We start from the raw sequence: 22368 nt of genomic DNA on the forward strand, positions 1-22368 counted from the left end.
CCCGCGCTTCAGGACGACAGAGAGCTGGAGCGATAGCGGCCGTCAGACGCGGATCTGGCCTTCGATGCAGGTGATGGTCTCTCCCCCGACCCACACGTCGTCCGCCACGCTCGCGATGTGGACGCGACCCCGGCGTCCGAGCGCAGTTCCCTGGCTGGCGATATATTGGCGCGGCGCGAGCTCCGCTGCGATGAGCCACTGAGCCAGGCCGGCGTTGAGGCTGCCGGTGACGGGATCTTCCGCCGCCAGGCTGGGGATGAAGGCGCGCACCTCGAAGCCGGCGTCGGTGCCGTCAGTGGCCGCATCCCACGGCGCGACCACGCCGAGCTTGATGTCTCCCAAGGCTGGATAATCGGGCCGCAAGGCCAGGACCTCGCTCCGCGTAGCCAGCATCACCGCAACCCAGCCCGGCCCGTTGTCGACCCACTGCGACGCCCTGATGGCGTTCGCGCCGATGCGCAGGCCTCGCGCGATCGTCGCCAGCGTCGCCGCGTCGACGTCGCCGGTGCGCCGAAGCGGCGGGGCTGCGAAGGCGAGACGGCGCCCGTCGCGCTTGATCGGGACGAGGCCGGCGCCGCATTCCTGCACGATGAGCTCCTGCCTGGGTCCATGGCCCGCATTCAGCCAGGCCTGGCAGCTTCCCAGGGTTGGATGGCCGGCGAACGGCAGCTCGCGCTCGGGGGTGAAGATGCGCACGCGATAGTCGGCGCCCGGCGTTGTCGGCTTCAGCAGGAAAGCGGTCTCGCTGAGGTTGGTCCACGTCGCGATGGCCGCCATCGCCTCGTCGGCGAGATCGTCGGCGCCGAGCACGACGGCAAGGGGATTGCCCTTGAAGGGCTGCTCGGCAAACACGTCGAGCTGCTGAAACGAAAGAACCGCCATTGATCTGCTCCGTGATGTCCTGCTGCGGCAGGAGGAGCCGGAAGCTCCCGTGGTCATGGCCGCGGTCGTATCGCCCTCAGCCGGCGTCGCTTCTCGCGTCGAACGCCGACTGGGCGGCCTCGATCTCGTCGATGTGCGCCGACGCCCAGTGGCCGAGCTCGATCACCGGGGCGCACAGCGAGCGGCCGAGGTCCGTCAGCTCGTAGTCGACACGGGGCGGAATCGTCGGATAGACGGTCCGCGTCAGAAGACCGTCGCGCTCAAGTCCTCGCAAGGCGAGCGTAAGCATCCGCTGCGATATGCCGTCGACCATGCGCTTGATCTCATTGAAGCGGCGCGGACCGCTCGAGAGCAGCATGACGATCAGAATGCTCCATTTGTCGCCGACGCGAGCGAGGACAGGGCTGATCTTTCGGCAGCTGGGCATATGCAACTGGTGTGGTTCGACGATTACATCCGTGTGCTTAGGTAACAAGAATGTGCCTCCTTGCGCCGCTTTCGCTGGTAGTCACATAGTCAGCCTCGGTAACTGATTTATACCGGGAAGCACCAGACATGAAACTCCTGCACATCGATTCCAGCATTCTCGGCGCCAATTCGGTCAGCCGGCAGCTCACGGCGGGCATCGTCGGGCAATTGCGGCAGGCGGATCCGGGCCTCGCCATCACCTACCGGGATCTGGCGGCCGAGCCGCTCGACCACCTTACGCTGGCGCACCTGCCGCAAGCCGGGCCTGAGGGCGCGAACCGGGCCGTGCTGGACGAGTTTCTCGGCGCCGACATCGTCGTCATCGGCTCGCCCATGTACAACTTCACCATCCCGAGCCAGCTGAAGGCCTGGATCGACCGCATCGCGATCGCAGGCGAGACCTTTCGCTACGGCGCCAATGGGGTCGAGGGCCTTGCCGGCGGCAAGCGCGTGATCATCGCGCTGTCGCGCGGCGGCTTCTACGGCGCCGGCGCCCCGGCGGCCGGCCTGGAGCACGTCGAGACCTACCTGCGCGGCGTCTTCGGCTTCATCGGCATCACGCCCGAGATCATCATCGCCGAGGGCGTGCAGGTCGGGCCCGAGCAGCGCCAGTCGGCCCTCGCGGCAGCCACCGATGCAGTCTCCCGCCTGAAGGCGGCGTGAGGCGCGGCTGGAGCGCTTCGCGATTGGGTGGAAACACTCAATCGCAGGAGGAGCGCTCCAATTGCGAAATGCTCTAGCCTGCGCAGCCCCGGGGGATGCGGAGCTGCTCAGGCCGGCTTCTGCGGCCTGAGCAGCTTGTCCTGCGGGAAGTCGTAGATCAGGCCGCTCTCGGCCCAGGCCGGCGCCAGCATGGGCAGCAGCTTGGGCGCCAGGTCCTCGGGCGTGCGCAGCGTCATCGGATCCTCGCCCGGCATGGCGGCCGCGCGCATGCGCGTGCGCAACGGGCCCGGGTTGACGATGCTCACGCGGATCGGGGTGGTCGCCGTCTCGGCCGCGTAGGTGCGGGCCAGCGCTTCGACCGCCGCCTTGGACGCCGAATAGGGCCCCCAATAGGCCCTGCAATTGTGCGTCGCCCCTGAGGACATGAACATGGCCCGGCCGGCGTCGGACGCCTGGAGCAGCGGGTCCATCGAGCGGATCAGGCGGTACGTCGCCGTGACGTTGACGGCCATGATGTCGTCGAAGGCCTTGGGCTCGACGTGGCCCAGCGGCGTGATCGGGCCGAGGGCCCCGGCATTGGCCACCATGGCGTCGAGCTTGCCCCAGCGCTCGTGGATGGCGAGGCCGAGCCGGTCGAGCCCTGCATAGTCCGTCATGTCCACGGGCACGAGCGTCGCCGCGCCGCCTGCGGCGCGGATCTCGTCGTCCAGCTCTTCCAGCGCGCCCACCGTGCGGGCGAGCGCAACGACGTGGGCCCCTTCGCGGGCGAGCGCCAGCGCCAGCGCGCGACCGATGCCGCGCGAGGCGCCGGTGACCAGGACGACGCGGTCGACCATCGTTGCCGCCATGTCAGCCTGCTTCCGCCAGCAACGAGAGCTGCTTGGGGGCCTCGCCGACGATGTCGGTCAGCGGCGTCGGATACTCGCCCGTGAAGCAATGGTCGGTGAACTGCGGGCGGACGGGGTCGCGCTTCTCCTCGCCGATGGCGCGGTAGATGCCGTCGACCGAGAGGAACGCCACGCTGTCGGCGCCGATGTAGCGGCGCATCTCGTCCAGGGAATGGGTGGCGGCCAGCAGCTTCTCGCGCTCGGGCGTGTCGATCCCGTAGTAGTCGGGGAACATGATCGGCGGGCTGGCGATGCGGAAGTGAACCTCGCGAGCGCCCGCATCGCGCATCATCTGCACGATCTTCACCGACGTGGTGCCGCGCACGATGGAATCGTCCACCAGCACGATCCGCTTGCCGGCGACGGCGCCGCGGTTGGCCGAGTGCTTCATGCGCACCCCCAGCTCCCGGATGGATTGGGTGGGCTGGATGAAGGTGCGGCCGACGTAGTGGTTGCGGATGATGCCGAGCTCGTAGGGCACGCCGCAGGCCTGGGCAAAGCCGATCGCCGCCGGCACGCCCGAATCGGGCACCGGCACGATCACGTCGACCTCGGCGGGCGCCTCACGCGCGAGCTCGGCGCCGCAGCGCTTGCGCACCTCGTAGACGTTGCGGCCATGCACGACCGAATCGGGACGGGCGAAGTAGATGTACTCGAAGACGCACGGGCGGGCCGGCTGCGGCGGGAACGGCTTGAGCGACTCGATACCGTCCTCGGAAATGACGACGATCTCGCCGTTCTCGACGTCGCGGACGAAGCGGGCGCCGATGATGTCGAGCGCGCAGGTCTCGGATGCCAGGATATAGCGTCCGTCGAGCTCTCCCAGCACCAGCGGCCGGATGCCCAGCGGGTCCCGGGCGCCGATCAGCTTCTTGTTGGTCAGGCAGACGAACGCATAGGCCCCCTCCAGCTGCCGCAAGGCTTCGATGAAGCGGTCGATGAAGCGGTTGCGGCGGCTGTGCGCCACCAGATGCAGGATCACCTCGGTGTCGCTGGTGGATTGGCAGAGGGCACCGGCGCGCACCAATTGGCGGCGCAAGCTCATGCCGTTGGTGAGGTTGCCGTTGTGGGCGACGGCGAAGCCGCCGCCGTCGAGCTCCGCGAACAGCGGCTGCACGTTGCGCAGGATGGTTTCGCCCGTGGTCGAATAGCGCACGTGGCCGACGGCGGAGCTGCCTCTGAGCCGTTCGATGGTCGCCGCGTCGGAGAAGTTGTCGCCGACGAGCCCGAGCCGTCGCTCCGAGTGGAAGCGGGCGCCGTCATAGGTGACGATGCCGGTCGCCTCCTGGCCGCGATGCTGAAGCGCATGCAGCCCGAGTGCCGTGATCGCCGCTGCTTCCGGGTGGTCGAAGATGCCGAACACGCCGCACTCTTCGCGCAGGGTGTCGCCGTCGAGATCGATATCGTGCGCCGACGTGGCGGACCGGCCGGCGCTGATATCCCACGTGTCGGACCTTCCGGTCTCGTCTCGTCCATGCATCGGGTCGGGAATCATCGTCAACCACTCCAGCGCGTGCGGTGCGTCGCGTGCATTCGAAATATCCGATCGCGGCCGTCGTCCGACCGTCACATGGGGGCTCTAAGCCTCCGGGGAAAGACCGCATCTGGGCCGCAAGTTCGGCGCAACGAAGGCAGCGCAAGCAACCGCGGAACATACGGCAATGCCGCGAGCGCCTGGCGCGCGCGGCAGTATCCTACAGCATGGGTGCGGCTATGCCCCGCCAGTCAGCGCACGCCGCCGCGGATCCGAAGATCCACCTCGCCCAAAAGGGCCCCGAAAGGGCCCATGTCTGGTAGGGCCCATGTCTGGTCCGGCTCGGCCCGAACCTCGACGGGGCTCCCCAGGGAGCGGACCCGCCGATACGCGCCGGCTCGATTGCGCTACCCCGGCGTTACGTCCGTCCGGGCGTCGCCGGGGCCGGTGCCGCCGGTGACGCGGGCGGCTTGGCCGTGGTGTCGCCTTCCGCCGGCGGCTCGCTGCCCTCGTTCTGCTTCTGCCGGTTGCGGTACTTGGATATCAGCCCCTCGGGATCCTCCGGCAGCATCGCCATCAGCTTGTCGCCGCTGTTCTGCAGGAACGGCTTCATGCGCGCGTTCTTGGCCCAGTCGGGCTGCATCTTCTCGGGGACGAGCCAAGTGAAGAAGATGAAGGCGATGACGCAGACGAGCAGTCCGCGCGCCGCGCCGAAGAGGAAGCCGAGCGTCCGGTCGATGGCGCCGATGCGGGAATCCAGCACGAGGTCCGACAGCCGCACCGTGATGAACGATACGACCACCAGCGTCACGAGGAAGATGGCGGCGATCGAAATGGCCAGCGCGACGGTGGCATTGGACACGTGCTGCTGAACGATGGGCAGGAGCTGGGGGTGAAACATGAGCGCCGCGATGGCGGCGATCGCCCAGGAAGCGATGGCGAGGACCTCACGGGTCAGGCCGCGCACCGCCGCAAGCAGGGCGGAAATCACGACGACACCGAGAACGATCAAATCCAGAAGAGCAAAAGGCATGTGCAGCACCGGCTGTCGTCACCCCGGCCACCGGGCGGGCGTGTGCTGCTCTATATCGAACGTTGGTCCGGCCGTCATCCGTCAGTGCGCCCGGCCGCGCGTGGTTTCCCGCCGCCCGAGGCGATCTGGGCAACAAGTTCACCGATGTGTGACAAAGCTTCGACACTCAGGCCGGCTTCGGCCGCGTCGCGTGGCATCGGCGGCGCCAGCGCGCGGGCGAAACCGAGCTTCGCCGCCTCCTTGGCCCGCGCCGGCGCCTGCATCACCGGCCGAATCGAGCCGGATAGCCCGATCTCGCCGAAGAACACGGTATCGGCGGGCACCGGCCGGCCGGAGAGCGACGAGACCAGCGCCGCTGCCGCCGCCAGGTCGGCGGCAGGCTCGCCGATCTTCAGGCCGCCGGCCACGTTCAGGTAGACGTCGTGCTGGCCCAGCTTGACGCCGCCGTGGGCGTCGAGCACCGCCAGGATCATCGACAGGCGGTTGGAATCGAAGCCGACGACGGCGCGCCGTGGCGTCCCCAGCGCGCTCGGGGCGACCAGCGCCTGCACTTCGACCAGCAGCGGCCGCGTGCCTTCGATGGCGGCGAGCACCGCCGTGCCGGCGGCGCCGGTGTCGCGTCCCGCAAGGAAAAGGGCGGACGGGTTGGCGACCTCCGACAGGCCGCGGCCGGTCATCTCGAACACGCCGATCTCGTCGGTCGGCCCGAAGCGGTTCTTCACCGCCCGCAGGATGCGGAAATGGTGGCCGCTCTCGCCTTCGAACGATACCACCGCGTCGACCATGTGCTCGACCACGCGCGGGCCGGCGATCTGTCCGTCCTTCGTCACGTGGCCGACGAGGATGAGGGCGGCGCCGGTGGTCTTGGCGAAGCGGATGAGGCCCTGGGCGCTGCCGCGCACCTGGGTGACCGTGCCGGGGGCCGAATCGATCGCGCCGGTCCACATGGTCTGAATCGAATCGATGACGGTGAGCCGGGGCGGCGTCCCGCGGCTCAGCGTCGCCACGATGTCTTCGACGTTGGTCTCTGCCGCAAGCTCGACCGGGGCGTCGGCCAGGCCGAGGCGCTCGGCGCGCAGGCGCACCTGCGCCACCGCCTCCTCGCCGGAGATGTAGGCGACCCGGTGGCCGGCACGGGCGAGCGCCGCGCAGGCCTGGATCAGCAGCGTCGACTTGCCGATGCCCGGATCGCCGCCGATCAGCACGACGGAGCCGCGCACGAAGCCGCCACCGGTGACGCGATCGAGCTCGTCGATGCCGGTCGGCAGCCGCGGCGGCTCGGCGCTCTCCCCCTTCAGGCTCTCCAACGGAAAGGTTCGTCCGCGCCGCCGCGCCGCCGGGGCCGCGGCGCCCGCGACCGGTGCCGCCGCGCCCTCCTCGACGATGCTGTTCCACGCGCCGCAGGCATCGCATTTGCCCTGCCAGCGATTGTAGACGCTGCCGCAGCTCTGGCAGACGAAGGTTGGGGCGGAGCGGGCCATCACACGCCTGTGTCAGAGGTCCAGCGCGCCCGATTCGCCATCGCGCGCTCTGCGTCCTTGCATACTCTGCCGAGCGCACAAAGCGGGCTTCCGCAGGGCCGGCGGAGGCGCCGGCGGTCGTGGCGCCGGATGGACTGAAGGCGAATAGATGTGAGCCCGGGCTTGGGCTACCGTGCCCCCAAAAGATAGGCGGGAGGAACATCGATGCCTGAGAGCACGCGAAGGATCCACGTCAATCCGGACAAGTGCCAGGGTCACAATCGCTGCAAGGCCTTGGCGCCGGAGCTGTTCGAGCTCGACGAGTTCGGCAACGCCCGGGAGGTCGGCGACGGCTCCGTGCCGCCCGGCCTGGAAAAGAAGGCGGCGCTGGCCAGGGCCAATTGCCCGGAGTTCGCGGTCGAGCTGGCCGGGGAGGACCGGCGATGACGGGCGAACACTCCCACCCCGGCCGCCCGCCGGTCCGCGACTGGGCGAGCGACTGGGACCACCTCGACCCGAGCTGGCAGGTCGACCCTTATCCGATCTGGGATGAGCTGCGCGCCAGCTGCCCCGTCGCCCACACCGACCGCTTCCTCGGCGCCTACCTGCCGACGCGTTACTCGGATGTGAAGGCGATCGCCTACGACACCGCGCACTTCTCGTCGCGGCGCGTCGTCGTGCGCGAGCACCGTCCCGACAAGGCGATGCCCGCGCCGCCGATCACCACCGACCCGCCGCGCCACAAGGCGCTGAAGCAGGTGCTGCTGCCGCCGTTCACGCCCGACGAGATCGCCAAGATCGAACCGAAGGCCCGGCGGATCTGCAACGAGCTCATCGACGAGTTCATCGCCGACGGGCAGTGCGATGCCGCCCAGCGGTACAGCCGCCATATCCCGGTGCGGGTCATCGCCGCGATGCTCGGTGTGCCCGAGGACGATGGCGATCTCTATATCCGGTGGATTCACGAGATCCTGGAGCTCGGCATCACCGACGACGACATGCTGTGGAAAGGCCTGGGCGAGATGACCCAGTACTTCACGGCGGAGATCGACAAGCGCCGCGGCGCGCCGCGCGACGACCTGATCACCCGGGTGATGGAGGCGCGGATCGATGGCGAGCCGATCCCCGACGATCTGGCCCTGGGCATGCTGCGGCTCCTGCTCATCGCCGGCATCGACACCACCTGGAGCGCCATCGGCGCCTCCCTGTGGCACCTCGCCAGGACGCCGTCCGACGCCCAGCGGCTGATCGCCGAGCCGGAGCTGATGCCGACGGCGATCGAGGAGTTCCTGCGTGCCTACGCGCCCGTCACCATGGCGCGCGAGGTGATGCAGGACACCGAGATCAACGGCTGTCCGTTTCGGGCGGGCAACATGGTGCTGCTGTCGTTTCCGGCGGCCAACCGCGACCCCGCCATGTTTGCGCGGGCGGACGAGGTTCTCATCGACCGCAAGATCAACCCGCACGCCGCCTTCGGCCTCGGCATCCACCGCTGCGTCGGGTCGAACCTGGCCCGCATGGAGATGACCGTCGCGATCGAGGAATGGCTGAGGCGCATCCCGGAATTCCGGCTCGACGCGGGCAGGCCGATCGCCTGGTCGGAGGGCACGGTGCGGGGGCCCCGGTCCTTGCCGATCCGCTTCGAGCGGCCGTTCTAGAGCCTGTTGGGAACGGCGGACGCACCGCCGTGGCGCTTCAGGCGCCGCCGATATAGCGGCGGGCGTAGCGCCGACCGAGACCCGTGAGGATCTCGTAGCCGATGGTGCCGGAGCGCGCGCCCACGGCCTCCAGGTCGAGCGGGCCGCCGATCAGCGTGACTGAATCGCCGGCCTTCACCTCGTCGGTCGGGACGTCGGTGATGTCGACCGTGATCAGGTCCATGGAGATGACGCCGGCGAAGGGGCAGAGGCGGCCGCTGACCAAGGCGAGGCCTCCGGCTCCCGGTTGCCCGTCGTCGGCCCGGCCGGCCGCGCGCGGAATGCCGTCAGCATAGCCGCACGAGAGCGTCGCGATGCGGCACCCGTCGTGCGCCGTCCAGCGGCCGTTGTAGCCCACCGTGTCGCCGGCGGCAGCCTCGCGCACCTGGATCACCCGTGCGGTGAGGCCCACGACCGGGCGCATCGGATTGGGCCGGCCGGGCGTCGGATTGCCGCCGTAGAGCGCGTAGCCGGGCCGGACCAGATCGAGCAGCGGAGCCTCCGGCAGAAACAGGCCGGACGAGTTGGCGAGCGAGGCCGGCACGTGCGGAAACAGCGTTCGAACCGCGTCGAACCGCTCGATCTGGCACCGGTTGACCGGCTTGTTCGGCTCCTCGGCGGCAACCAGATGGCTCATCAGCAGCGCGATCGGAAAGATCGGTGTCTCGGCGTGCCGTGCCGCCAGGGCAATGGCCTCCGCGGGCGTCAGCCCGAGCCTGTTCATGCCGGTATCGACATGGATGGCCGCCGGCAGAGGCTCGCCCCGGGCAGCGGTGAATGAATGCCATTCGTCGACCTCCCCCGAGGAGCCGAGCACCGGCCGCAGGCCCATCGCGGCGAAGGCTCCTGCCGCCCCCGGCGGCAGGCCGTTGAGCACGTAGACCGTCGCTTCGGGGGCGATGGCGCGCACCCGAAGCCCTTCGCTCGGATGAGCGACGAAGAATGTCCGGCAGCCGGCTTTGGCGAGCGCCGGAACCGCCGGCTCGATGCCGATGCCGTAGGCGTCCGCCTTGACCACCGCGGCGCATTCGGCGCCGCCGGCCCTCGCCGCCAGCATGCGCCAGTTGCCGGCGAGGGCGCCGAGATCGATGGTCAGGATCCCGCCCGCGAGCTCCTCGGCGCCTGATCCGCTGCGGCCGTCCTGGTGCATGATTCCGCCTCGATCCGATCCGCAATGCGTTGCGGCATGGGGCGCCCCCTGTCCGCCGCGGCGGTTGCCGGTTGTCCCCGCCCGTCGCGCAAGCGCGTCCGGCTGATATAGCCCATGGCCGCGGCGGCGTGACAGCTCGGGGCATCGTGTCGCGCTGCAGTGCGGGATGATCTGTCGTCGAGCCGCCACGCCGCTAGAGGTCATTCTCCTGATCTTTCCCAAAAGCCGGCGTCCACTTTTGGGATCATGCCTTAAGACATGCGCTCCGGCAGACGGTCGTCCTGCGCCAGGTTGGAGAAGCGGGTGACTTCAGCGTGGAAGGCGAGCGGAACCGTGCCGGTCGGTCCGTGGCGCTGCTTGCCGATGATGACCTCCGCCTTGTTGTGGGCCGCTTCCATGTCGGATTGCCACTTGAAGTACTCTTCGGTGCCCATCTTGGGCTCCTTGTTCTTCAGGTAGTATTCCTCGCGGAAGACGAACATCACGACGTCGGCGTCCTGCTCGATCGAGCCGGATTCGCGTAGATCCGACAGTTGCGGCCGCTTGTCGTCGCGCTGCTCGACCTGCCGGGAGAGCTGCGACAATGCGATGATCGGCACCTGCAGCTCCTTGGCCAGGGCTTTCATGCCGGTGGTGATCTCGGTCATCTCCTGCACGCGGTTGTCGCCCTTCTTGCTGGAGCCCGACAGCAGCTGCAGGTAGTCGACGACGAGCACGTCGAGCCCCTTCTGGCGCTTGAGCCGGCGGGCGCGCGCCGTGAGCTGGGCGATGGAAATGCCACCGGTCTGGTCGATGTAGAGCGGCAGCGTCTGCATCTCGCGGGCGGCTTCGGTGATCTTGACGAACTCGTCCTCGTGCATGTCGCCGCGGCGGATCTTGTACGAGGGGACGCCCGACTGTTCGGCGATGATGCGGCTCGCCAGCTGCTCGGCCGACATTTCCAGCGAGAAGAAGCCGACGATGCCGCCGTTGACGGTCTCGAGCGAGCCGTCCTGCCGGCGTTCGCTGGCGTAGGCGCGGGCGACGTTGAAGGCGATGTTGGTCGCCAGCGCGGTCTTGCCCATGCCCGGGCGGCCGGCGAGGATCACCAGGTCGGAGCGCTGCAAGCCACCCATCTTCTGATCGAGGTCGGAGAGGCCCGTGGCGATGCCCGAGAGCTGGCCGTCGCGCTTGTAGGCCGCGGCCGCCATGTCGATGGCAGCGGTGAGGGCGCCGGAGAACGGCAGGAAGCCGCCCTCGTAGCGCCCGGTTTCCGCGAGCGCATAGAGCTTGCGCTCGGCCTCCTCGATCTGGTCGCGCGGAGAGGCCTCGACCGGCGCGTCATAGGCGAGGTTGACCATGTCCTCACCGATGCCGATGAGGTTTCGACGCAGCGCCAGGTCATAGATGGTGCGGCCGTAGTCCTCGGCATTGATGATCGTGGTCGCCTCGGCCGCCAGCCGCGCCAGGTATTGCGACGCGGTGAGGCCGCCGAGGTCGGTCTCGCCGATGAACGTCTTCATCGTGATCGGCGTCGCCACCTTACCGGCACGGATCAGGCTCGACGCAATCTCGAAGATGCGCCGGTGGAGCTCCTCGTAGAAGTGCACGGGCTCGAGGAAGTCCGAGACCCGGTAGAACGCGTCGTTGTTGACGAGGATAGCCCCGAGCAGGGCCATCTCGGCATCCAGGTTGTGCGGCGCGAGGCGGTATTCGGATTCGACCGGGGCGTCGAGACGGGTTGCAAGCGCATGTGCCGAAACCATCGGATCCCACCGGTGCGTACGGGAGGCGCCGCTCCCGGGCCGCGGCTTGCGCCCAGCTTAGGATAAGCCCACCGAATCAAAGAGGTAGAGCATACCAGAGCGATCGGATGAGCAATCGATCCCAGCGTGCCCCCGGAGCGCGTCCCGTTCGGATGGTCCCACCCGGGAAGCGCTTCGGTCGAGCGGCGGACGCTATCATGCTTGCCAGCGCTGGATGTGACCGGCGCGCCGCAACCCGACGGGTCTGTGCGCGATCCACAGCCGCCGCTTGGGAACGACGGCTCCGTCCACAGCGATTCACAGCGCCAGGGCGGATGACCTCGACGCAAAACGGGCGCCGCGTTGCTGCAGCGCCCGCCCGCATCGTCGTCCTGTGCTCGCGATCAGAGCTCGACGCCGTCGCCAGCTTCCGCCAGCGCCGCGCCGACCTCGAGGCCGAGATCGTCGAGGTTGGTTTCCTCGCGGACGGTCACCTCCTCGCCGCGCGCCTGGCGCTCGGCTTCCTCGGCGCTACGCGCGATATTGATGGTGACGTGCACCTCGACCTCCGGGTGCAGGCTCACCGGCACGCGATGCAGGCCCAGGGTCTTGATCGGCACGCTCAGCCAGACCTGGTGGCGGGAGACGCTGAAGCCGCCGCCGGTCAGCGCCTCGGCGATGTCGCGCGGCGCCACCGAGCCGTAGAGCACCCCGGTCTCGCCGGCCTGCCGGATCATGACGAAGCTCTGTCCGTCGAGCTTCTCGGCGACCTTCTCGGCCTCGGCGCGACGCTCCAGGTTCCGGGCCTCCAGCTGGGCCCGCTGCGTCTCGAACTTGGCCTTGTTGTCCTTGGTGGCGCGCAGGGCCTTGCCGCGCGGCAGCAGGAAATTGCGGGCGTAGCCGTCCTTGACGCGGACGGTCTCACCCATCTGGCCAAGCTTGGCCACGCGTTCCAGCAGTATGACTTCCATGGTCTTTCTCCGATCGATCTGATTTGGGTTAGGGGTGGAGCACGGGCGGAGCGGTTCGCCTGCGCCACAACAGCGTGTCGAAGATGCCGCCCAGCACGAGCAGCGGCAGCATCCAGACGTTGAGGATGGCGAGCAGCAGATAGACCCCGCCCAGGATGGCGGGGCGGGCCGGCCTGTCTCGCGTCAGTGCGTGGATGGCGCCGAGGCCTTGCAGGGCGAAGGCGGCGGCGAGCGAGCCGGAGAGGGCCTGCGCGGCGAAGGCCACGAGGCCGTCGCCGACCACCGCCAGGACCAGTCCTGCGCCGAGCAGCGTCAGCGCCAGGCGCGGCATCATCGTGTCGGCGATCTGCGGCCACGGCCGAGCCAGGCGGCCGGAGACCGCGACCACCTTGCCCGCCAGCCACAGGTTGAACGCCTGGATCGGCACGAAGCACATGGCGCTGATGATGGGGACGGCGGCGACGATGATCGCCACGACGTCGTCCTGGCTGACGCCGTCGGGCAGGTTGAGCGTGACGTCGCTCCCGGGACCGTCGCCACGCAGCGCGGCGTCGAGAATGCGGCGCATGGTCTCACGGTAGGTCGCGAGCGAGCCGCCCAGCGCGAGCGGGCCGAGGAAGGTCACCAGCGTCGCGATGCCGACGATCCACAGCAGCAGCCGTCCGGTGGGGTACCACTCGCTCTTGCCGTCGGCGGCCGGCCGGCCGAGCAGGGCCAGATAGCCGAGCCACCAGGCGGGCAGCCCCAGGCTGGCGCCATAGACCAGCCCGGCGGACCAGCGGATGGCGATCACGCTGGTGGCGATGCCGACGCACGCCGCGACCAGTCCGGTGCGATGCGGCCAGCCGATGGTGGCGATGAAAATGGGCAGCGGCGCAAAATAGGACAGCAGGAGCCCTAGCGGGGTTCCCGTGACGGCCACTGCGAAGAGGAGGGCGGATACCAGGCCTGCGCCGATACCCACACCGAGCGATACGATCATCGTCCTGCTGTCCCGCTGCCGATGCAGGGTTAGGGGCCCCACGCCCGCTATGTCGTGGGCGGGGAGGGCCCCAGCAATACCGACGGCACAAGCCGCCGCCGGCGACAGGTAGAGAAAGGACCGCCCGCGTGCGGGCGGTCGGCTACGGCGTGTGCGTGGTCAGCCGATCACGTAGGGCAGCAGGCCCAGGAAGCGGGCGCGCTTGATCGCCTGAGCCAGCTCGCGTTGCTTCTTGGCCGAGACGGCCGTGATCCGGGACGGCACGATCTTGCCGCGCTCGGAGATGTAGCGCGAGAGCAGGCGCGTGTCCTTGTAGTCGATCTTCGGCGCGTTCGGGCCGGAGAAGGGGCAGGTCTTGCGACGACGGAAGAAGGGGCGACGGGGCGCAGCGGCCATGATCAGTTCTCCTCCGTAGCGGTCTCGCCGGCCGCTTCCGCCTCACGCGGGCGCTCGCGCCGCGGGCCACGGTCGCCGAAGCGATCGCCACCACGGTCGCCGCCGAAGCGACCGCCGCCGCCGAAGCCGCCGCCGCGCTCGAAGCCGTCGCGGTCGCGGCGCTCGTCGCGGTCACGCTTCTGCATCATGGCGGACGGGCCCTCTTCGAGGACGTCGACACGAATGGTCATGAAGCGCAGGACATCTTCGCTGATGCCCATCTGACGCTCCATCTCCGCGATCGCGGCCGGCGGGGCATCGATGTTGAGCAGCGTGAAATGTGCCTTGCGGTTCTTCTTGATGCGGTAGGCGAGGGACTTGACGCCCCACGGCTCGACCTTCTTGAACGAGCCGCCGCCGGTCTCGATCACGCCCCGGTATTGCTCGACAAGGGCTTCGACTTGCTGGGCGGTCACATCCTGACGCGCCAGAAACACATGCTCGTAAAGCGGCATGGGTAAAGGGCCTTTCTCAATCGTGCGCTCCCCCGGCGCCAAGCCCTCCGAGCCTCTGTGACAAGGCCCGAGCATGGGATCGAAGGCGGGAACACGGGACGACGAGCCTCTGGGCCCTGCAGCCGCAAAGCACGGCTGCCGTCCGTTCAGCTCCCGGCCGGAGCGAACGCGAAGGCGCGGTCGTTAGCGGAAAGCGTGACCGAATGCAAGGGCTGGTCGAGCGATTGACCCGGGCGCAGGCCGCCATGGGTGAATTTGAAGCATCCGGCGCGGTGCGTGTCGCTTTGAACGCGCCATCCGCCGTTGAGGCGGAGCTAGTTCGTCCGGCCGAGAGAGGCCGGCCTGTAGCGATTGCAATTACCACGTTTGTGGCGGACGCCCGGGGAAGGCGCTGCTATCCGGAAGTTGTATTCACCCTGTTTGGCAAAAGACAATGGGTGACAGGCGCAACTTTTTATTTCTGGAAACGATGATAGTCTACGCGGGAAGATGGCGCATGGGCTCGGCGGCTGGAGGCCCATTCATGAGTTTGCACTATATCACGGTTCTGAGCGTCAGCGCGGCAATCGCCGTGACGCAGGGCGTCTTTCTGCTGCTGCTATGGGGCTTGGACCGACGCTCGCGCGCGCTGCGGTGGTGGGCAGCGGCTTTCGTGGCTATGGGATGTGGGCTTGCTCTGGTGAGCGCGCACGGCGTCATTCCTGTCGCGTTGTCGGTCTACGTCTCCGGGCCCTTGATGATCATGGCCTACGCGTTGATCTGGCAGGCGACGAGGTCCTTCGACGGCCGCGCGGCCAATCCGTTGCTGCTGGTCGGCCCGGCGCTGTTATGGCTCGCGCAGAGCGCCCTCGACCCCAACGTCGTGTACTTGGCCATTTCCCGCCGACAGCTGCTGGTGATCGCGATCATCGGCTATCTCGTCCTTGCTGTCGTCGAGATCTGGCGCGGCCGGTCGGACCGGCTGGCCTCGCGGCTGCCGCTGGCCTTGGCGTTGGGGGCGGCCGCGTTGAGTTTCGTCCTGCGGCTCCAGTCGGTCGAGCCCGGCCCGAACCGCCTGTCCGCGCCGCCGGATTGGTCGCCTTGGCTGACCTTGCTCACCATGGTGTCGATGTCGGCCGCCGCTGCGCTCGCCCTGGCCCTCGCCAAGGAGCGCATGCAGCAGATGGAGTTCGCCCATATCTATCTCGACCCGACCACCGGTGCGCTCAATCTGGGCTCCTTCCTCAGCCATGCCGCGCGCCTGGTGGCCGGGCAGATGAAGGACCGCAAGCCGGTGTCGCTGTTGCTCATGCATCTGGGCGACGAATCCACGCGCGGCGGCCTGCATCGCAAGATCGAGGACGATGATCTCCGCGCCTTCTACGATCAGGCGGTGACCCGGCTGCGGCCGACGGATCTGCTGGCCCGTGTCGGTGCCCAGAACTTTGCTCTCGTCGTGCCCAACGCCGGCCCCGCGCAGGCCCGTGAGATCGGCGAGCGCACCGTCAGGATGGCGCAGGAATGGGCGGCCGCGAGCGATCCGAGCCCGCTGACGGTGACCGTCGGCGCCGTTTGCTCGTCGCAGGTGGGGTACGACTTGCGCTCATTGATCCTCGCTGCCGATGCGGCGGTCGAGGAGGCGAAAGAGACGGGGCCGGGCAGCGTTTGCCTCTACAGATCGCCCGTCGCCGCGACCAGCGTGCGCAAGCCCGTGAGCCGGTGGCCCGAAACGGCGCCGGTGCCGCTGCCGGTGCCGCCCGGGGATTTCCCCAGGTGAGATGCATCCCGATCCGATCGGATGTGATCGTCTGATCCGATATGGACTTCGCAGCGCTCCCGGGATTCCGCCGCGGCAGCGCTCGAGAGAGGGGCGGCGGGTCAGCCGCGCAGATGGGCGCCGAAGAAGGCGAGCGTTCGGTCGAGGGCGAGTGCAGCGCTGCTCGCGTCGTAGCTTGCCCGCTCGTCGCAATTGAAGCCGTGATCGGCGGGATAGATGTGAATCTCCGCGCGCCCCGGGTATCGCTCGGCGAGGCCTTGCGCATCCGCGACGGGGATATGCTTGTCGCGTTCGCCGAAATGACCGAGGACCGGGCAACGCGGCTCCTCGTGCGCGGCCGAGCCGATCCCGCCGCCATAGTAGACCACCGCAGCGCCGACGCCCGCGACCTTGGCCGCCGAGAGCCAGCTCAGGTACCCGCCCCAGCAATAGCCTACGACGCCGACGGGCCCGGCGGCGGATGCCGCCTGCACGGCAGCGCCGATGTCGAGCAGCGCCTTGGCCGGATCGCTGTTGGCGCGCAGCTCCAGCGCAGGCTTCATGTCGTCGGCGGTGTAGCCGAGCTCGGTCCCGGGTGCCAGGCGATCGTACAGGGCGGGCGCGACCACCAGGTAGCCGTCGCGGGCGAAGCGCTCCGCCACGTTGCGGATGTGGTGATTGACCCCGAAGATCTCCTGTACGACGACGATGCCGCCCCGAGGCGCCGCCGGCGCCGCCTTGTAGGCGGAGAGGGTCGCTCCGTCGGACGCGGTCAACGTGATGGTCTCGCTCGTGATGGCTTGGTTCATCCTGCGCACCTCATGATCTGGTGTTGCCGCCTGGAACCGATAATGGCATAGGCCGGCGCCCGCCGCCTGGGGCCGAAGCTGCGACCACCCCTGTGGGGGGCGCAGAGGAGCGCTGGCCGACGGGCGGCGTCGCCCCTGCCGCTGCGCTCTATCTCTTTGTTTCAGCGCAATCTTCCTGTGCGCCCGGTTTCCCTTTCGCGGATCCTGCGCTAAGGACGATCGCATGCCGTCAGCGCTGCGCCTTGGTGTCAACATCGATCACGTCGCCACCGTGCGGAATGCACGCGGCGGTGCCCATCCCGATCCGGTGCACGCCGCGCATGTGGCCGTCGCCGCCGGGGCGGACGGCATTACGGCGCACCTGCGCGAGGACCGGCGCCATATTCGCGATGACGATGTCGACCGCCTCATGGCGGAGTTGACCGTTCCACTCAACCTCGAGGCGGCGGCCACCGCCGAGATGGTCGCGATCGCCGTGCGGCTCAAGCCGCACGCGGTCTGCCTGGTTCCCGAGCGGCGCGAGGAGCGGACCACGGAGGGTGGGTTGGACATCATCGCCGCGGCGCCCCAGCTGAAGCCGGTCGTGGCCGAGCTCAAGGCGGCGGGAATTCGTGTGTCCTTGTTCGTCGAAGCTGATCGGCGGGTGATGGACATGGCGGCCGACCTGGGGGCGCCCGTGGTCGAGCTTCACACCGGCACCTACTGCGAGCGCTTCAACGAGGGCTCACACGACGCTACGCGACAAGCCCTGGCGAAGCTGAGCGATGCCGCTGCCCACGGCCACCGTCTCGGGCTCGAAATACATGCTGGCCACGGCCTGACCACGGCGTCGGTCGGCCCCATTGCCGCCATTGACGCCGTTGCCGAGCTGAACATCGGCCATTTCCTCATCGGCGAGGCGATCACATTGGGGTTACCCCGGGCGATCGCCGACATGCGGCAGGCCATGGTCAGGGCGCGAAGCGTGTGACTCATCCGTGCAACACTGCCGATGATTCAGTCGAGGAGCCGCCAAAACGCGCAATCGCGCTTCCCCTGGCCTCACCCGTGGCATAAATTGAAAATCAAAAGGTACGAATCGGCAAGTAAGCATCCGCTTTGATGCTTGGCTTCGCTGTTTTCGCGCTGAATGGCGCGGGCGAGTTTGCGTCGAATCGGTTCGGCGGCATCCTGGTGCGATGGCTTTGCTGTCGGTGGGGGCGAGCATGAGTGGTAGCGCGAACGGTAGATCGCGGAGCTGTTCGGTCCGGCTGTCTTCATCGTCCTAGGCCGCGGCGCGGCCATGTTGTCGGGCGCTTTCGTCGGTGCCGCGAGGGTAGGTCTGCAAGGCCAGGCTTGTTGAAGGTCGCTCGATTGACAAGGTTTGCTGGCTGGACGTCGTCCGCAGACTGGATCAATTCCAGACGGGGCCGGGCTACAATTCTCTATGATCGTCGGTTGCTTTAGCTCAATGCCATATGGTGACTAGACGGATCGTGCGGTGATTCGTCGAGTCCACCGGACGGATGGCCAACGAAGGGGGCTTAGGATGGATAACAGTACTATGCGTGGCGCCGTTGCCGAATTCTTCGGCACATTCTGGCTGGTGTTCGGCGGCTGTGGCGCCGCCGTCCTCTCCGCGGCGTTCCCACAGCTCGGCATCGGCTTCTTGGGCGTCGCCTTCGCCTTCGGCCTGACGGTCCTCACCATGGCCTATGCGGTGGGCCACATCTCCGGCGGCCATTTCAACCCGGCGGTCACGGTGGGCCTGTGGACGGCCGGCCGTTGCCCCACCAAGAACGTCATCCCCTACATCATCGCCCAGGTCATCGCGGCCATCGCCGCTGCCGCCGTCCTCTATACCATCGCGTCGGGCAAGGCGGGGTGGGTGCCGGGCGGCTTCGCCTCGAACGGCTTTGGTGAGCTCAGCCCCGGCAAGTACGGCCTTGCGGCCTGCTTCCTGATCGAGGTCCTGCTGACCTTCTTCTTCCTGTTCATCATCATCGGCACCACGTCGAAGGGCGCCGCGGTCGGCTTTGCCGGCATCCCGATCGGGCTTGCGCTGGTGCTCATCCACCTGATCTCGATCCCGGTCACCAACACCTCGGTCAACCCGGCGCGCAGCACGGGGCCGGCCCTGTTCGCCGGCGGCGAGTTCGTCTCGCAGCTCTGGCTGTTCTGGCTCGCGCCGATCCTCGGCGCGGTCATCGCCGGTCTCCTGGCCCGCTGGCTCTACGAGCCGGTCGACCCGCGCGCCTGAGCGCGGGCGCCGACCTCAGGCCGGCGCCGTCGAGGGGCTGGGCGTACGCCGCCCGCACCTGTATGGAGAGAATATCGGCGCCCGGCCGCTCGGCGGCCGGGCGTCTTTTTTATCCGCCGGTCCTCGCCGCCGATCGCGATCGCAGCCGGGCCCGGCTCGCACGCGGGGTCTGCATGATCGTCGGCATCGGCTCCGATCTCTGCGACATCACTCGCATCGAGCGCTCCCTGGCGCGCTTCGGGGATCGCTTCACCCACCGCATCTACACGGCGGGTGAGCGAGCGCGCAGCGACAGGCGGGCCGCGCGGGCCGCGTCCTATGCGCGTCGCTTCGCCGCCAAGGAGGCCTGCGCCAAGGCCCTCGGTACCGGGCTCCGTCTCGGCGTCTTCTGGCGCGACATGGAGGTCGTCAACATGCCCGGCGGCCGACCGACGATGCGGCTGACCGGCGGCGCCCTGGCGCGCCTGAACGACATGGTGCCGGCGGGCCACGCGCCGGTCATCCATGTGTCGCTGACCGACGATCCACCGATGGCGCAAGCATTCGTGATTATCGAGGCGCTCCCGATCGCCCCGAGCCCGCCGCGGTGACGCCGCATTTGCCGTGGAGACAGCCTGCGACGTGGCGGCGGCTCGGCCGGTGCGACGCTGCCGTGTCCGAGGCGAGCATTGCGGGCCTTCGAACCATACGATACAGCAATCGGATCGGGAGCCCCCGCCCGCGGCCGCGGGCGGGGTATCAAGTCATTGGTTCGGGGCGGTTTTCTCGTTGCGCGGCGCTGTCACGATGAGCTGCACCCCACCTGACCGACGAGCCGGCCCATGGCCGGCGATGGAAGGCCGACGCCATGGCACGCATCGAGGCTGACGGGAAGCGCAAGGATACTTCGGAAGGCAGCATCTACGAGACCATCAAGGTCATCGTACAGGCGCTGCTCATCGCGCTCGTCGTGCGCACGCTGCTGTTCCAGCCGTTCAATATCCCGTCCGGCTCCCTTATTCCGACGCTCTTGATCGGCGACTATCTCTTCGTTTCGAAATACGCCTACGGCTACTCGAAGCATTCGATTCCGTTCAGCCCGCCGCTGTTCAACGGCCGCATCCTCGCCTCGCCGCCCAAGCGCGGCGACATCGCCGTGTTCAAGCTGCCCAAGGACAATTCGACCGACTACATCAAGCGCGTGATCGGCCTGCCGGGCGACCGCATCCAGATGCGCGACGGCCTGCTCTACATCAACGACCAACCGGTCAAGCGAGAGCGGATCCAGGACTATCAGACCGCTGATTCATGGGGTCGTCAGGTCCAGGTACCCCAATATATGGAGACGCTGCCCAACGGCGTTCGCCACGTCATCATCGAGCGCGACGGCGACAAGGGCTATTGGGACAACACCTATGTCTACCAGGTGCCGCCGAACCATTATTTCATGATGGGCGACAACCGCGACAACTCGACCGACAGTCGCGACGAGGCGTCCGTCGGCTACGTGCCGTTCGAAAATTTCGTCGGCCGGGCCGAGATCGTCTTCTTCTCGATCGACGAGAACGCGTCTGCCTGGAAGGTGTGGGAATGGCCGTGGACGGTCCGTTGGGACCGCATCTTCACGCGCGTGAAGTAGAGCATGCACAGTGGCGCCTCGCAAACTCGATCTAGCTGCGCTGGAAGGCGCGATTGGCCATCGATTTGTTGATCGAGCGCTGTTGGAGCGGGCGCTGACCCATGTCAGCGCGGTGAGCGGCGAGCGGATCGGCTCCTACCAGCGGCTGGAATTCCTGGGCGACCGCGTGCTTGGCCTCGCCATCTGCGACATGCTGTTCCGGACGTTCCCGGGGGCCGAGGAAGGCGAGCTCTCGCGCCGCCTCGCCGAGCTGGTGCGGCGGGAGACATGCGCCGAGGTGGCGCGGGATTGGGGCGTGCCGCCGTATCTGCGGCTGGCGTCCGGCGGCGCCTTTCCCAGGGCGCGCCAGAACGTTTCGCTGCTGGCGGACGTTTGCGAGGCGATCGTGGGTGCGGTGTTCGTTGATGCGGGTTACCCGGAGGCCAGACAGGTGATCGAGCGGGCCTATGCCGAACGGATGAGGGCTCCCCGCGGCCCGCTGCAGGACGCCAAGACCGCCTTGCAGGAGTGGGCGCACGCGCAGGGGCTGCCCAATCCCAGCTACGAGCTGCTGGCGAGTTCCGGCCCCGACCACGCGCCGGTCTTCCGCATCGCGGCCGTGGTCGACGGCTTCGCGCCGGGGGAGGGGGAAGGGCCGTCGAAGCGCCAGGCGGAGCAGGCGGCGGCCGAATGCTTCCTGGTGCGCGAAGGGGTGCGGTCCGAGCAGGAGGCGTCGGCATGAATGAGACCGAGGTGCCTGCGCCGGAGCCTGCCGAGGCCACGCGCTGCGGCTTCGTCGCCCTGGTCGGCGCCCCCAACGCCGGCAAGTCGACGCTCCTCAACGCGCTGGTCGGCGCGAAGGTATCGATCGTCTCGCGCAAGGTTCAGACGACCCGCGCGCTGGTGCGTGGCATCGCGCTCACGGGTGCGACCCAGATCGTCTTCATCGACACGCCGGGGATATTCTTGCCCAAGCGCCGGCTCGATCGAGCCATGGTCGCGTCCGCCTGGGGCGGTGCCACCGACGCCGATCTGGTCTGCCTGCTGGTCGATGCCCGTAAGGGCATCGACGATGAGACGTGCACCATCCTCGACCGGCTCGGCGAGCTGCGGCAGCCCAAGTTCTTGCTGCTCAACAAGATCGACACGGTGGCGCGAACGAGCCTGCTGGCGCTTGCCGGCGCGGCGAATGAGCGGGCCGCGTTCGAGCGGACCTTCATGATCGCGGCGATCAATGGCGACGGCGTCGACGATCTGAAGGCGGCGCTGGCCGAGCGCATGCCCCCGGGGCCGTGGCACTATCCGGAAGACCAGGTGTCGGACGCGCCGCTACGGCAGCTCGCCGCCGAGATCACGCGCGAGAAGATGTTCGAGCGCCTGCACGACGAATTGCCCTATGCCTCCACGGTCGAGACCGACCTTTGGAAGGAGCAGAAGGACGGCTCGGTGCGCGTCGAGCAGACGATCTTCGTGGAGCGGGAGTCGCAGCGCAAGATCGTGCTCGGCAAGGCCGGCCAGACGATCAAGATGATCGGCGCGGCGGCCCGCGTGGACATCGCCGAGGCGGCCGAGGCGAAGGTCCACTTGTTCCTGTTCGTCAAGGTCCGCGAGAACTGGGCAGACGATCCGGCCCGATACCGCGAGATGGGGCTGGAATTTCCGCGCGGATAGCGGCCGTGCCCATTGCCGCACCAAATCGGTCGTCCG

General features: G+C 68.2%; 24 protein-coding genes. 11 read left to right on the plus strand and 13 right to left on the minus strand.

Annotation, left to right across the window (positions count from 1 at the left end; translation table 11 throughout):
• Positions 1-42 precede the first annotated feature (42 nt).
• Both ACZ5PO_RS23465 and ACZ5PO_RS23470 read right to left on the minus strand, forming a co-directional pair.
• Positions 43-882 (minus strand): PhzF family phenazine biosynthesis protein, encoded by an 840-nt coding sequence (locus ACZ5PO_RS23465; RefSeq protein WP_464184275.1) that lies wholly within the window; start codon positions 880-882, stop codon positions 43-45.
• Positions 883-958: 76 nt separating this feature from the next.
• Complete coding sequence (locus tag ACZ5PO_RS23470; RefSeq protein WP_464184277.1) at positions 959-1309, minus strand: winged helix-turn-helix transcriptional regulator; 351 nt, start codon at positions 1307-1309, stop codon at positions 959-961.
• A 128-nt stretch (positions 1310-1437) separates the two neighbouring features.
• Here ACZ5PO_RS23470 and ACZ5PO_RS23475 point away from each other — a divergent pair, with 128 nt between their 5' ends.
• Entirely contained in the window at positions 1438-2013 is a 576-nt protein-coding gene (locus ACZ5PO_RS23475; RefSeq protein WP_464184278.1) for an FMN-dependent NADH-azoreductase, read from the plus strand.
• Between the two features lie 107 nt (positions 2014-2120).
• Here the strand turns inward: ACZ5PO_RS23475 and ACZ5PO_RS23480 are convergent, their stop codons facing one another.
• From ACZ5PO_RS23480 to radA, 4 genes are all read right to left on the minus strand, one after another.
• Positions 2121-2861 (minus strand): SDR family NAD(P)-dependent oxidoreductase, encoded by a 741-nt coding sequence (locus ACZ5PO_RS23480; protein WP_464184279.1) that lies wholly within the window; start codon positions 2859-2861, stop codon positions 2121-2123.
• Between the two features lies 1 nt (position 2862).
• Positions 2863-4395, minus strand: a complete 1533-nt coding sequence (purF, locus tag ACZ5PO_RS23485; RefSeq protein ID WP_464184281.1) for an amidophosphoribosyltransferase — start codon at positions 4393-4395, stop codon at positions 2863-2865.
• Positions 4396-4792: 397 nt separating this feature from the next.
• The gene (locus ACZ5PO_RS23490) at positions 4793-5407 is read right to left on the minus strand and encodes a CvpA family protein (protein ID WP_464184282.1); all 615 of its coding nucleotides are present in this window, start codon (positions 5405-5407) and stop codon (positions 4793-4795) included.
• A 74-nt stretch (positions 5408-5481) separates the two neighbouring features.
• Positions 5482-6888 carry a DNA repair protein RadA gene (gene radA, locus ACZ5PO_RS23495; protein WP_464184283.1) on the minus strand — a complete coding sequence of 469 codons (1407 nt, stop codon included), beginning with the start codon at positions 6886-6888 and terminating at the stop codon, positions 5482-5484.
• Positions 6889-7092: 204 nt separating this feature from the next.
• Here radA and ACZ5PO_RS23500 point away from each other — a divergent pair, with 204 nt between their 5' ends.
• Both ACZ5PO_RS23500 and ACZ5PO_RS23505 read left to right on the plus strand, forming a co-directional pair.
• Positions 7093-7314, plus strand: a complete 222-nt coding sequence (locus ACZ5PO_RS23500; protein ID WP_464184284.1) for a ferredoxin — start codon at positions 7093-7095, stop codon at positions 7312-7314.
• Positions 7311-8525 carry a cytochrome P450 gene (locus ACZ5PO_RS23505; RefSeq protein WP_464184285.1) on the plus strand — a complete coding sequence of 405 codons (1215 nt, stop codon included), beginning with the start codon at positions 7311-7313 and terminating at the stop codon, positions 8523-8525. The genes ACZ5PO_RS23500 and ACZ5PO_RS23505 overlap by 4 nt, the downstream gene beginning before the upstream one ends.
• Positions 8526-8562: 37 nt before the next feature.
• Here the strand turns inward: ACZ5PO_RS23505 and alr are convergent, their stop codons facing one another.
• The 6 genes from alr to rpsF all read right to left on the minus strand — a co-directional run bounded on the left by alr (position 8563) and on the right by rpsF (position 14281).
• On the minus strand, positions 8563-9714 hold the full coding sequence (alr, locus tag ACZ5PO_RS23510) for an alanine racemase (RefSeq protein ID WP_464184286.1): 1152 nt from the start codon (positions 9712-9714) through the stop codon (positions 8563-8565).
• Between the two features lie 251 nt (positions 9715-9965).
• Positions 9966-11459 (minus strand): replicative DNA helicase, encoded by a 1494-nt coding sequence (locus tag ACZ5PO_RS23515; RefSeq protein ID WP_464184287.1) that lies wholly within the window; start codon positions 11457-11459, stop codon positions 9966-9968.
• 383 nt (positions 11460-11842) lie between these two features.
• Positions 11843-12409: a 50S ribosomal protein L9 gene (rplI, locus tag ACZ5PO_RS23520; RefSeq protein ID WP_464184288.1), complete on the minus strand. Its 567-nt coding sequence runs from the start codon at positions 12407-12409 to the stop codon at positions 11843-11845.
• A gap of 28 nt (positions 12410-12437) precedes the next feature.
• Complete coding sequence (locus ACZ5PO_RS23525; protein WP_464184289.1) at positions 12438-13391, minus strand: DUF2232 domain-containing protein; 954 nt, start codon at positions 13389-13391, stop codon at positions 12438-12440.
• Between the two features lie 159 nt (positions 13392-13550).
• Positions 13551-13793 (minus strand): 30S ribosomal protein S18, encoded by a 243-nt coding sequence (gene rpsR / locus ACZ5PO_RS23530; RefSeq protein WP_188610746.1) that lies wholly within the window; start codon positions 13791-13793, stop codon positions 13551-13553.
• Positions 13790-14281: a 30S ribosomal protein S6 gene (gene rpsF / locus ACZ5PO_RS23535; RefSeq protein ID WP_464196996.1), complete on the minus strand. Its 492-nt coding sequence runs from the start codon at positions 14279-14281 to the stop codon at positions 13790-13792. Before rpsF ends, rpsR begins: the two co-directional genes overlap by 4 nt.
• 203 nt (positions 14282-14484) lie before the next feature.
• Between rpsF and ACZ5PO_RS23540 the strand changes: the two genes are divergently transcribed.
• Positions 14485-14754, plus strand: a complete 270-nt coding sequence (locus ACZ5PO_RS23540; RefSeq protein WP_464184290.1) for a hypothetical protein — start codon at positions 14485-14487, stop codon at positions 14752-14754.
• Positions 14755-14804: 50 nt separating this feature from the next.
• A complete protein-coding gene (locus tag ACZ5PO_RS23545) occupies positions 14805-16037 on the plus strand; it encodes a GGDEF domain-containing protein (protein WP_464184292.1) in 1233 nt (410 codons plus the stop codon).
• A 101-nt stretch (positions 16038-16138) separates the two neighbouring features.
• Here ACZ5PO_RS23545 and ACZ5PO_RS23550 read toward each other — a convergent pair whose 3' ends face one another.
• The gene (locus tag ACZ5PO_RS23550; protein ID WP_464184293.1) at positions 16139-16825 is read right to left on the minus strand and encodes a dienelactone hydrolase family protein; all 687 of its coding nucleotides are present in this window, start codon (positions 16823-16825) and stop codon (positions 16139-16141) included.
• Positions 16826-17048: 223 nt separating this feature from the next.
• Here ACZ5PO_RS23550 and ACZ5PO_RS23555 point away from each other — a divergent pair, with 223 nt between their 5' ends.
• The 6 genes from ACZ5PO_RS23555 (at position 17049) to era (ending at position 22332) form a co-directional block, all read left to right on the plus strand.
• Complete coding sequence (locus ACZ5PO_RS23555) at positions 17049-17795, plus strand: pyridoxine 5'-phosphate synthase (RefSeq protein ID WP_464184294.1); 747 nt, start codon at positions 17049-17051, stop codon at positions 17793-17795.
• A 558-nt stretch (positions 17796-18353) separates the two neighbouring features.
• Positions 18354-19064, plus strand: coding sequence for an aquaporin Z (gene aqpZ, locus ACZ5PO_RS23560; RefSeq protein ID WP_464184295.1), 711 nt, complete (start codon positions 18354-18356; stop codon positions 19062-19064).
• Between the two features lie 173 nt (positions 19065-19237).
• Complete coding sequence (acpS, locus tag ACZ5PO_RS23565; RefSeq protein WP_464184296.1) at positions 19238-19654, plus strand: holo-ACP synthase; 417 nt, start codon at positions 19238-19240, stop codon at positions 19652-19654.
• Positions 19655-19911: 257 nt separating this feature from the next.
• Positions 19912-20682: a signal peptidase I gene (lepB, locus tag ACZ5PO_RS23570; RefSeq protein ID WP_464184297.1), complete on the plus strand. Its 771-nt coding sequence runs from the start codon at positions 19912-19914 to the stop codon at positions 20680-20682.
• 10 nt (positions 20683-20692) lie between these two features.
• Positions 20693-21403: a ribonuclease III gene (gene rnc, locus ACZ5PO_RS23575; RefSeq protein WP_464184298.1), complete on the plus strand. Its 711-nt coding sequence runs from the start codon at positions 20693-20695 to the stop codon at positions 21401-21403.
• On the plus strand, positions 21400-22332 hold the full coding sequence (gene era, locus ACZ5PO_RS23580) for a GTPase Era (RefSeq protein ID WP_464184299.1): 933 nt from the start codon (positions 21400-21402) through the stop codon (positions 22330-22332). The genes rnc and era overlap by 4 nt, the downstream gene beginning before the upstream one ends.
• Positions 22333-22368: the final 36 nt, after the last annotated feature.

It is taken from the genome of Chelatococcus sp. KU-N122 (assembly GCF_055391085.1).

Excerpts from the sequence above, each read along its gene's own strand:
- radA (WP_464184283.1), bottom strand. The coding sequence starts at position 6,888 with ATGGCCCGCTCCGCCCCAACCTTCGTCTGCCAGAGCTGCGGCAGCGTC.
- ACZ5PO_RS23505 (WP_464184285.1), top strand. The coding sequence starts at position 7,311 with ATGACGGGCGAACACTCCCACCCCGGCCGCCCGCCGGTCCGCGACTGG.
- era (WP_464184299.1), top strand. The coding sequence starts at position 21,400 with ATGAATGAGACCGAGGTGCCTGCGCCGGAGCCTGCCGAGGCCACGCGC.
- ACZ5PO_RS23500 (WP_464184284.1), top strand. The coding sequence starts at position 7,093 with ATGCCTGAGAGCACGCGAAGGATCCACGTCAATCCGGACAAGTGCCAG.
- ACZ5PO_RS23540 (WP_464184290.1), top strand. The coding sequence starts at position 14,485 with ATGCAAGGGCTGGTCGAGCGATTGACCCGGGCGCAGGCCGCCATGGGT.
- ACZ5PO_RS23525 (WP_464184289.1), bottom strand. The coding sequence starts at position 13,391 with ATGATCGTATCGCTCGGTGTGGGTATCGGCGCAGGCCTGGTATCCGCC.
- ACZ5PO_RS23480 (WP_464184279.1), bottom strand. The coding sequence starts at position 2,861 with ATGGCGGCAACGATGGTCGACCGCGTCGTCCTGGTCACCGGCGCCTCG.
- acpS (WP_464184296.1), top strand. The coding sequence starts at position 19,238 with ATGATCGTCGGCATCGGCTCCGATCTCTGCGACATCACTCGCATCGAG.
- ACZ5PO_RS23555 (WP_464184294.1), top strand. The coding sequence starts at position 17,049 with ATGCCGTCAGCGCTGCGCCTTGGTGTCAACATCGATCACGTCGCCACC.
- aqpZ (WP_464184295.1), top strand. The coding sequence starts at position 18,354 with ATGGATAACAGTACTATGCGTGGCGCCGTTGCCGAATTCTTCGGCACA.
- ACZ5PO_RS23545 (WP_464184292.1), top strand. The coding sequence starts at position 14,805 with ATGAGTTTGCACTATATCACGGTTCTGAGCGTCAGCGCGGCAATCGCC.
- ACZ5PO_RS23550 (WP_464184293.1), bottom strand. The coding sequence starts at position 16,825 with ATGAACCAAGCCATCACGAGCGAGACCATCACGTTGACCGCGTCCGAC.
- ACZ5PO_RS23490 (WP_464184282.1), bottom strand. The coding sequence starts at position 5,407 with ATGCCTTTTGCTCTTCTGGATTTGATCGTTCTCGGTGTCGTCGTGATT.
- ACZ5PO_RS23470 (WP_464184277.1), bottom strand. The coding sequence starts at position 1,309 with ATGCCCAGCTGCCGAAAGATCAGCCCTGTCCTCGCTCGCGTCGGCGAC.
- purF (WP_464184281.1), bottom strand. The coding sequence starts at position 4,395 with ATGATTCCCGACCCGATGCATGGACGAGACGAGACCGGAAGGTCCGAC.
- rplI (WP_464184288.1), bottom strand. The coding sequence starts at position 12,409 with ATGGAAGTCATACTGCTGGAACGCGTGGCCAAGCTTGGCCAGATGGGT.
- rpsF (WP_464196996.1), bottom strand. The coding sequence starts at position 14,281 with ATGCCGCTTTACGAGCATGTGTTTCTGGCGCGTCAGGATGTGACCGCC.
- ACZ5PO_RS23475 (WP_464184278.1), top strand. The coding sequence starts at position 1,438 with ATGAAACTCCTGCACATCGATTCCAGCATTCTCGGCGCCAATTCGGTC.
- ACZ5PO_RS23515 (WP_464184287.1), bottom strand. The coding sequence starts at position 11,459 with ATGGTTTCGGCACATGCGCTTGCAACCCGTCTCGACGCCCCGGTCGAA.
- lepB (WP_464184297.1), top strand. The coding sequence starts at position 19,912 with ATGGCACGCATCGAGGCTGACGGGAAGCGCAAGGATACTTCGGAAGGC.
- ACZ5PO_RS23465 (WP_464184275.1), bottom strand. The coding sequence starts at position 882 with ATGGCGGTTCTTTCGTTTCAGCAGCTCGACGTGTTTGCCGAGCAGCCC.
- alr (WP_464184286.1), bottom strand. The coding sequence starts at position 9,714 with ATGCACCAGGACGGCCGCAGCGGATCAGGCGCCGAGGAGCTCGCGGGC.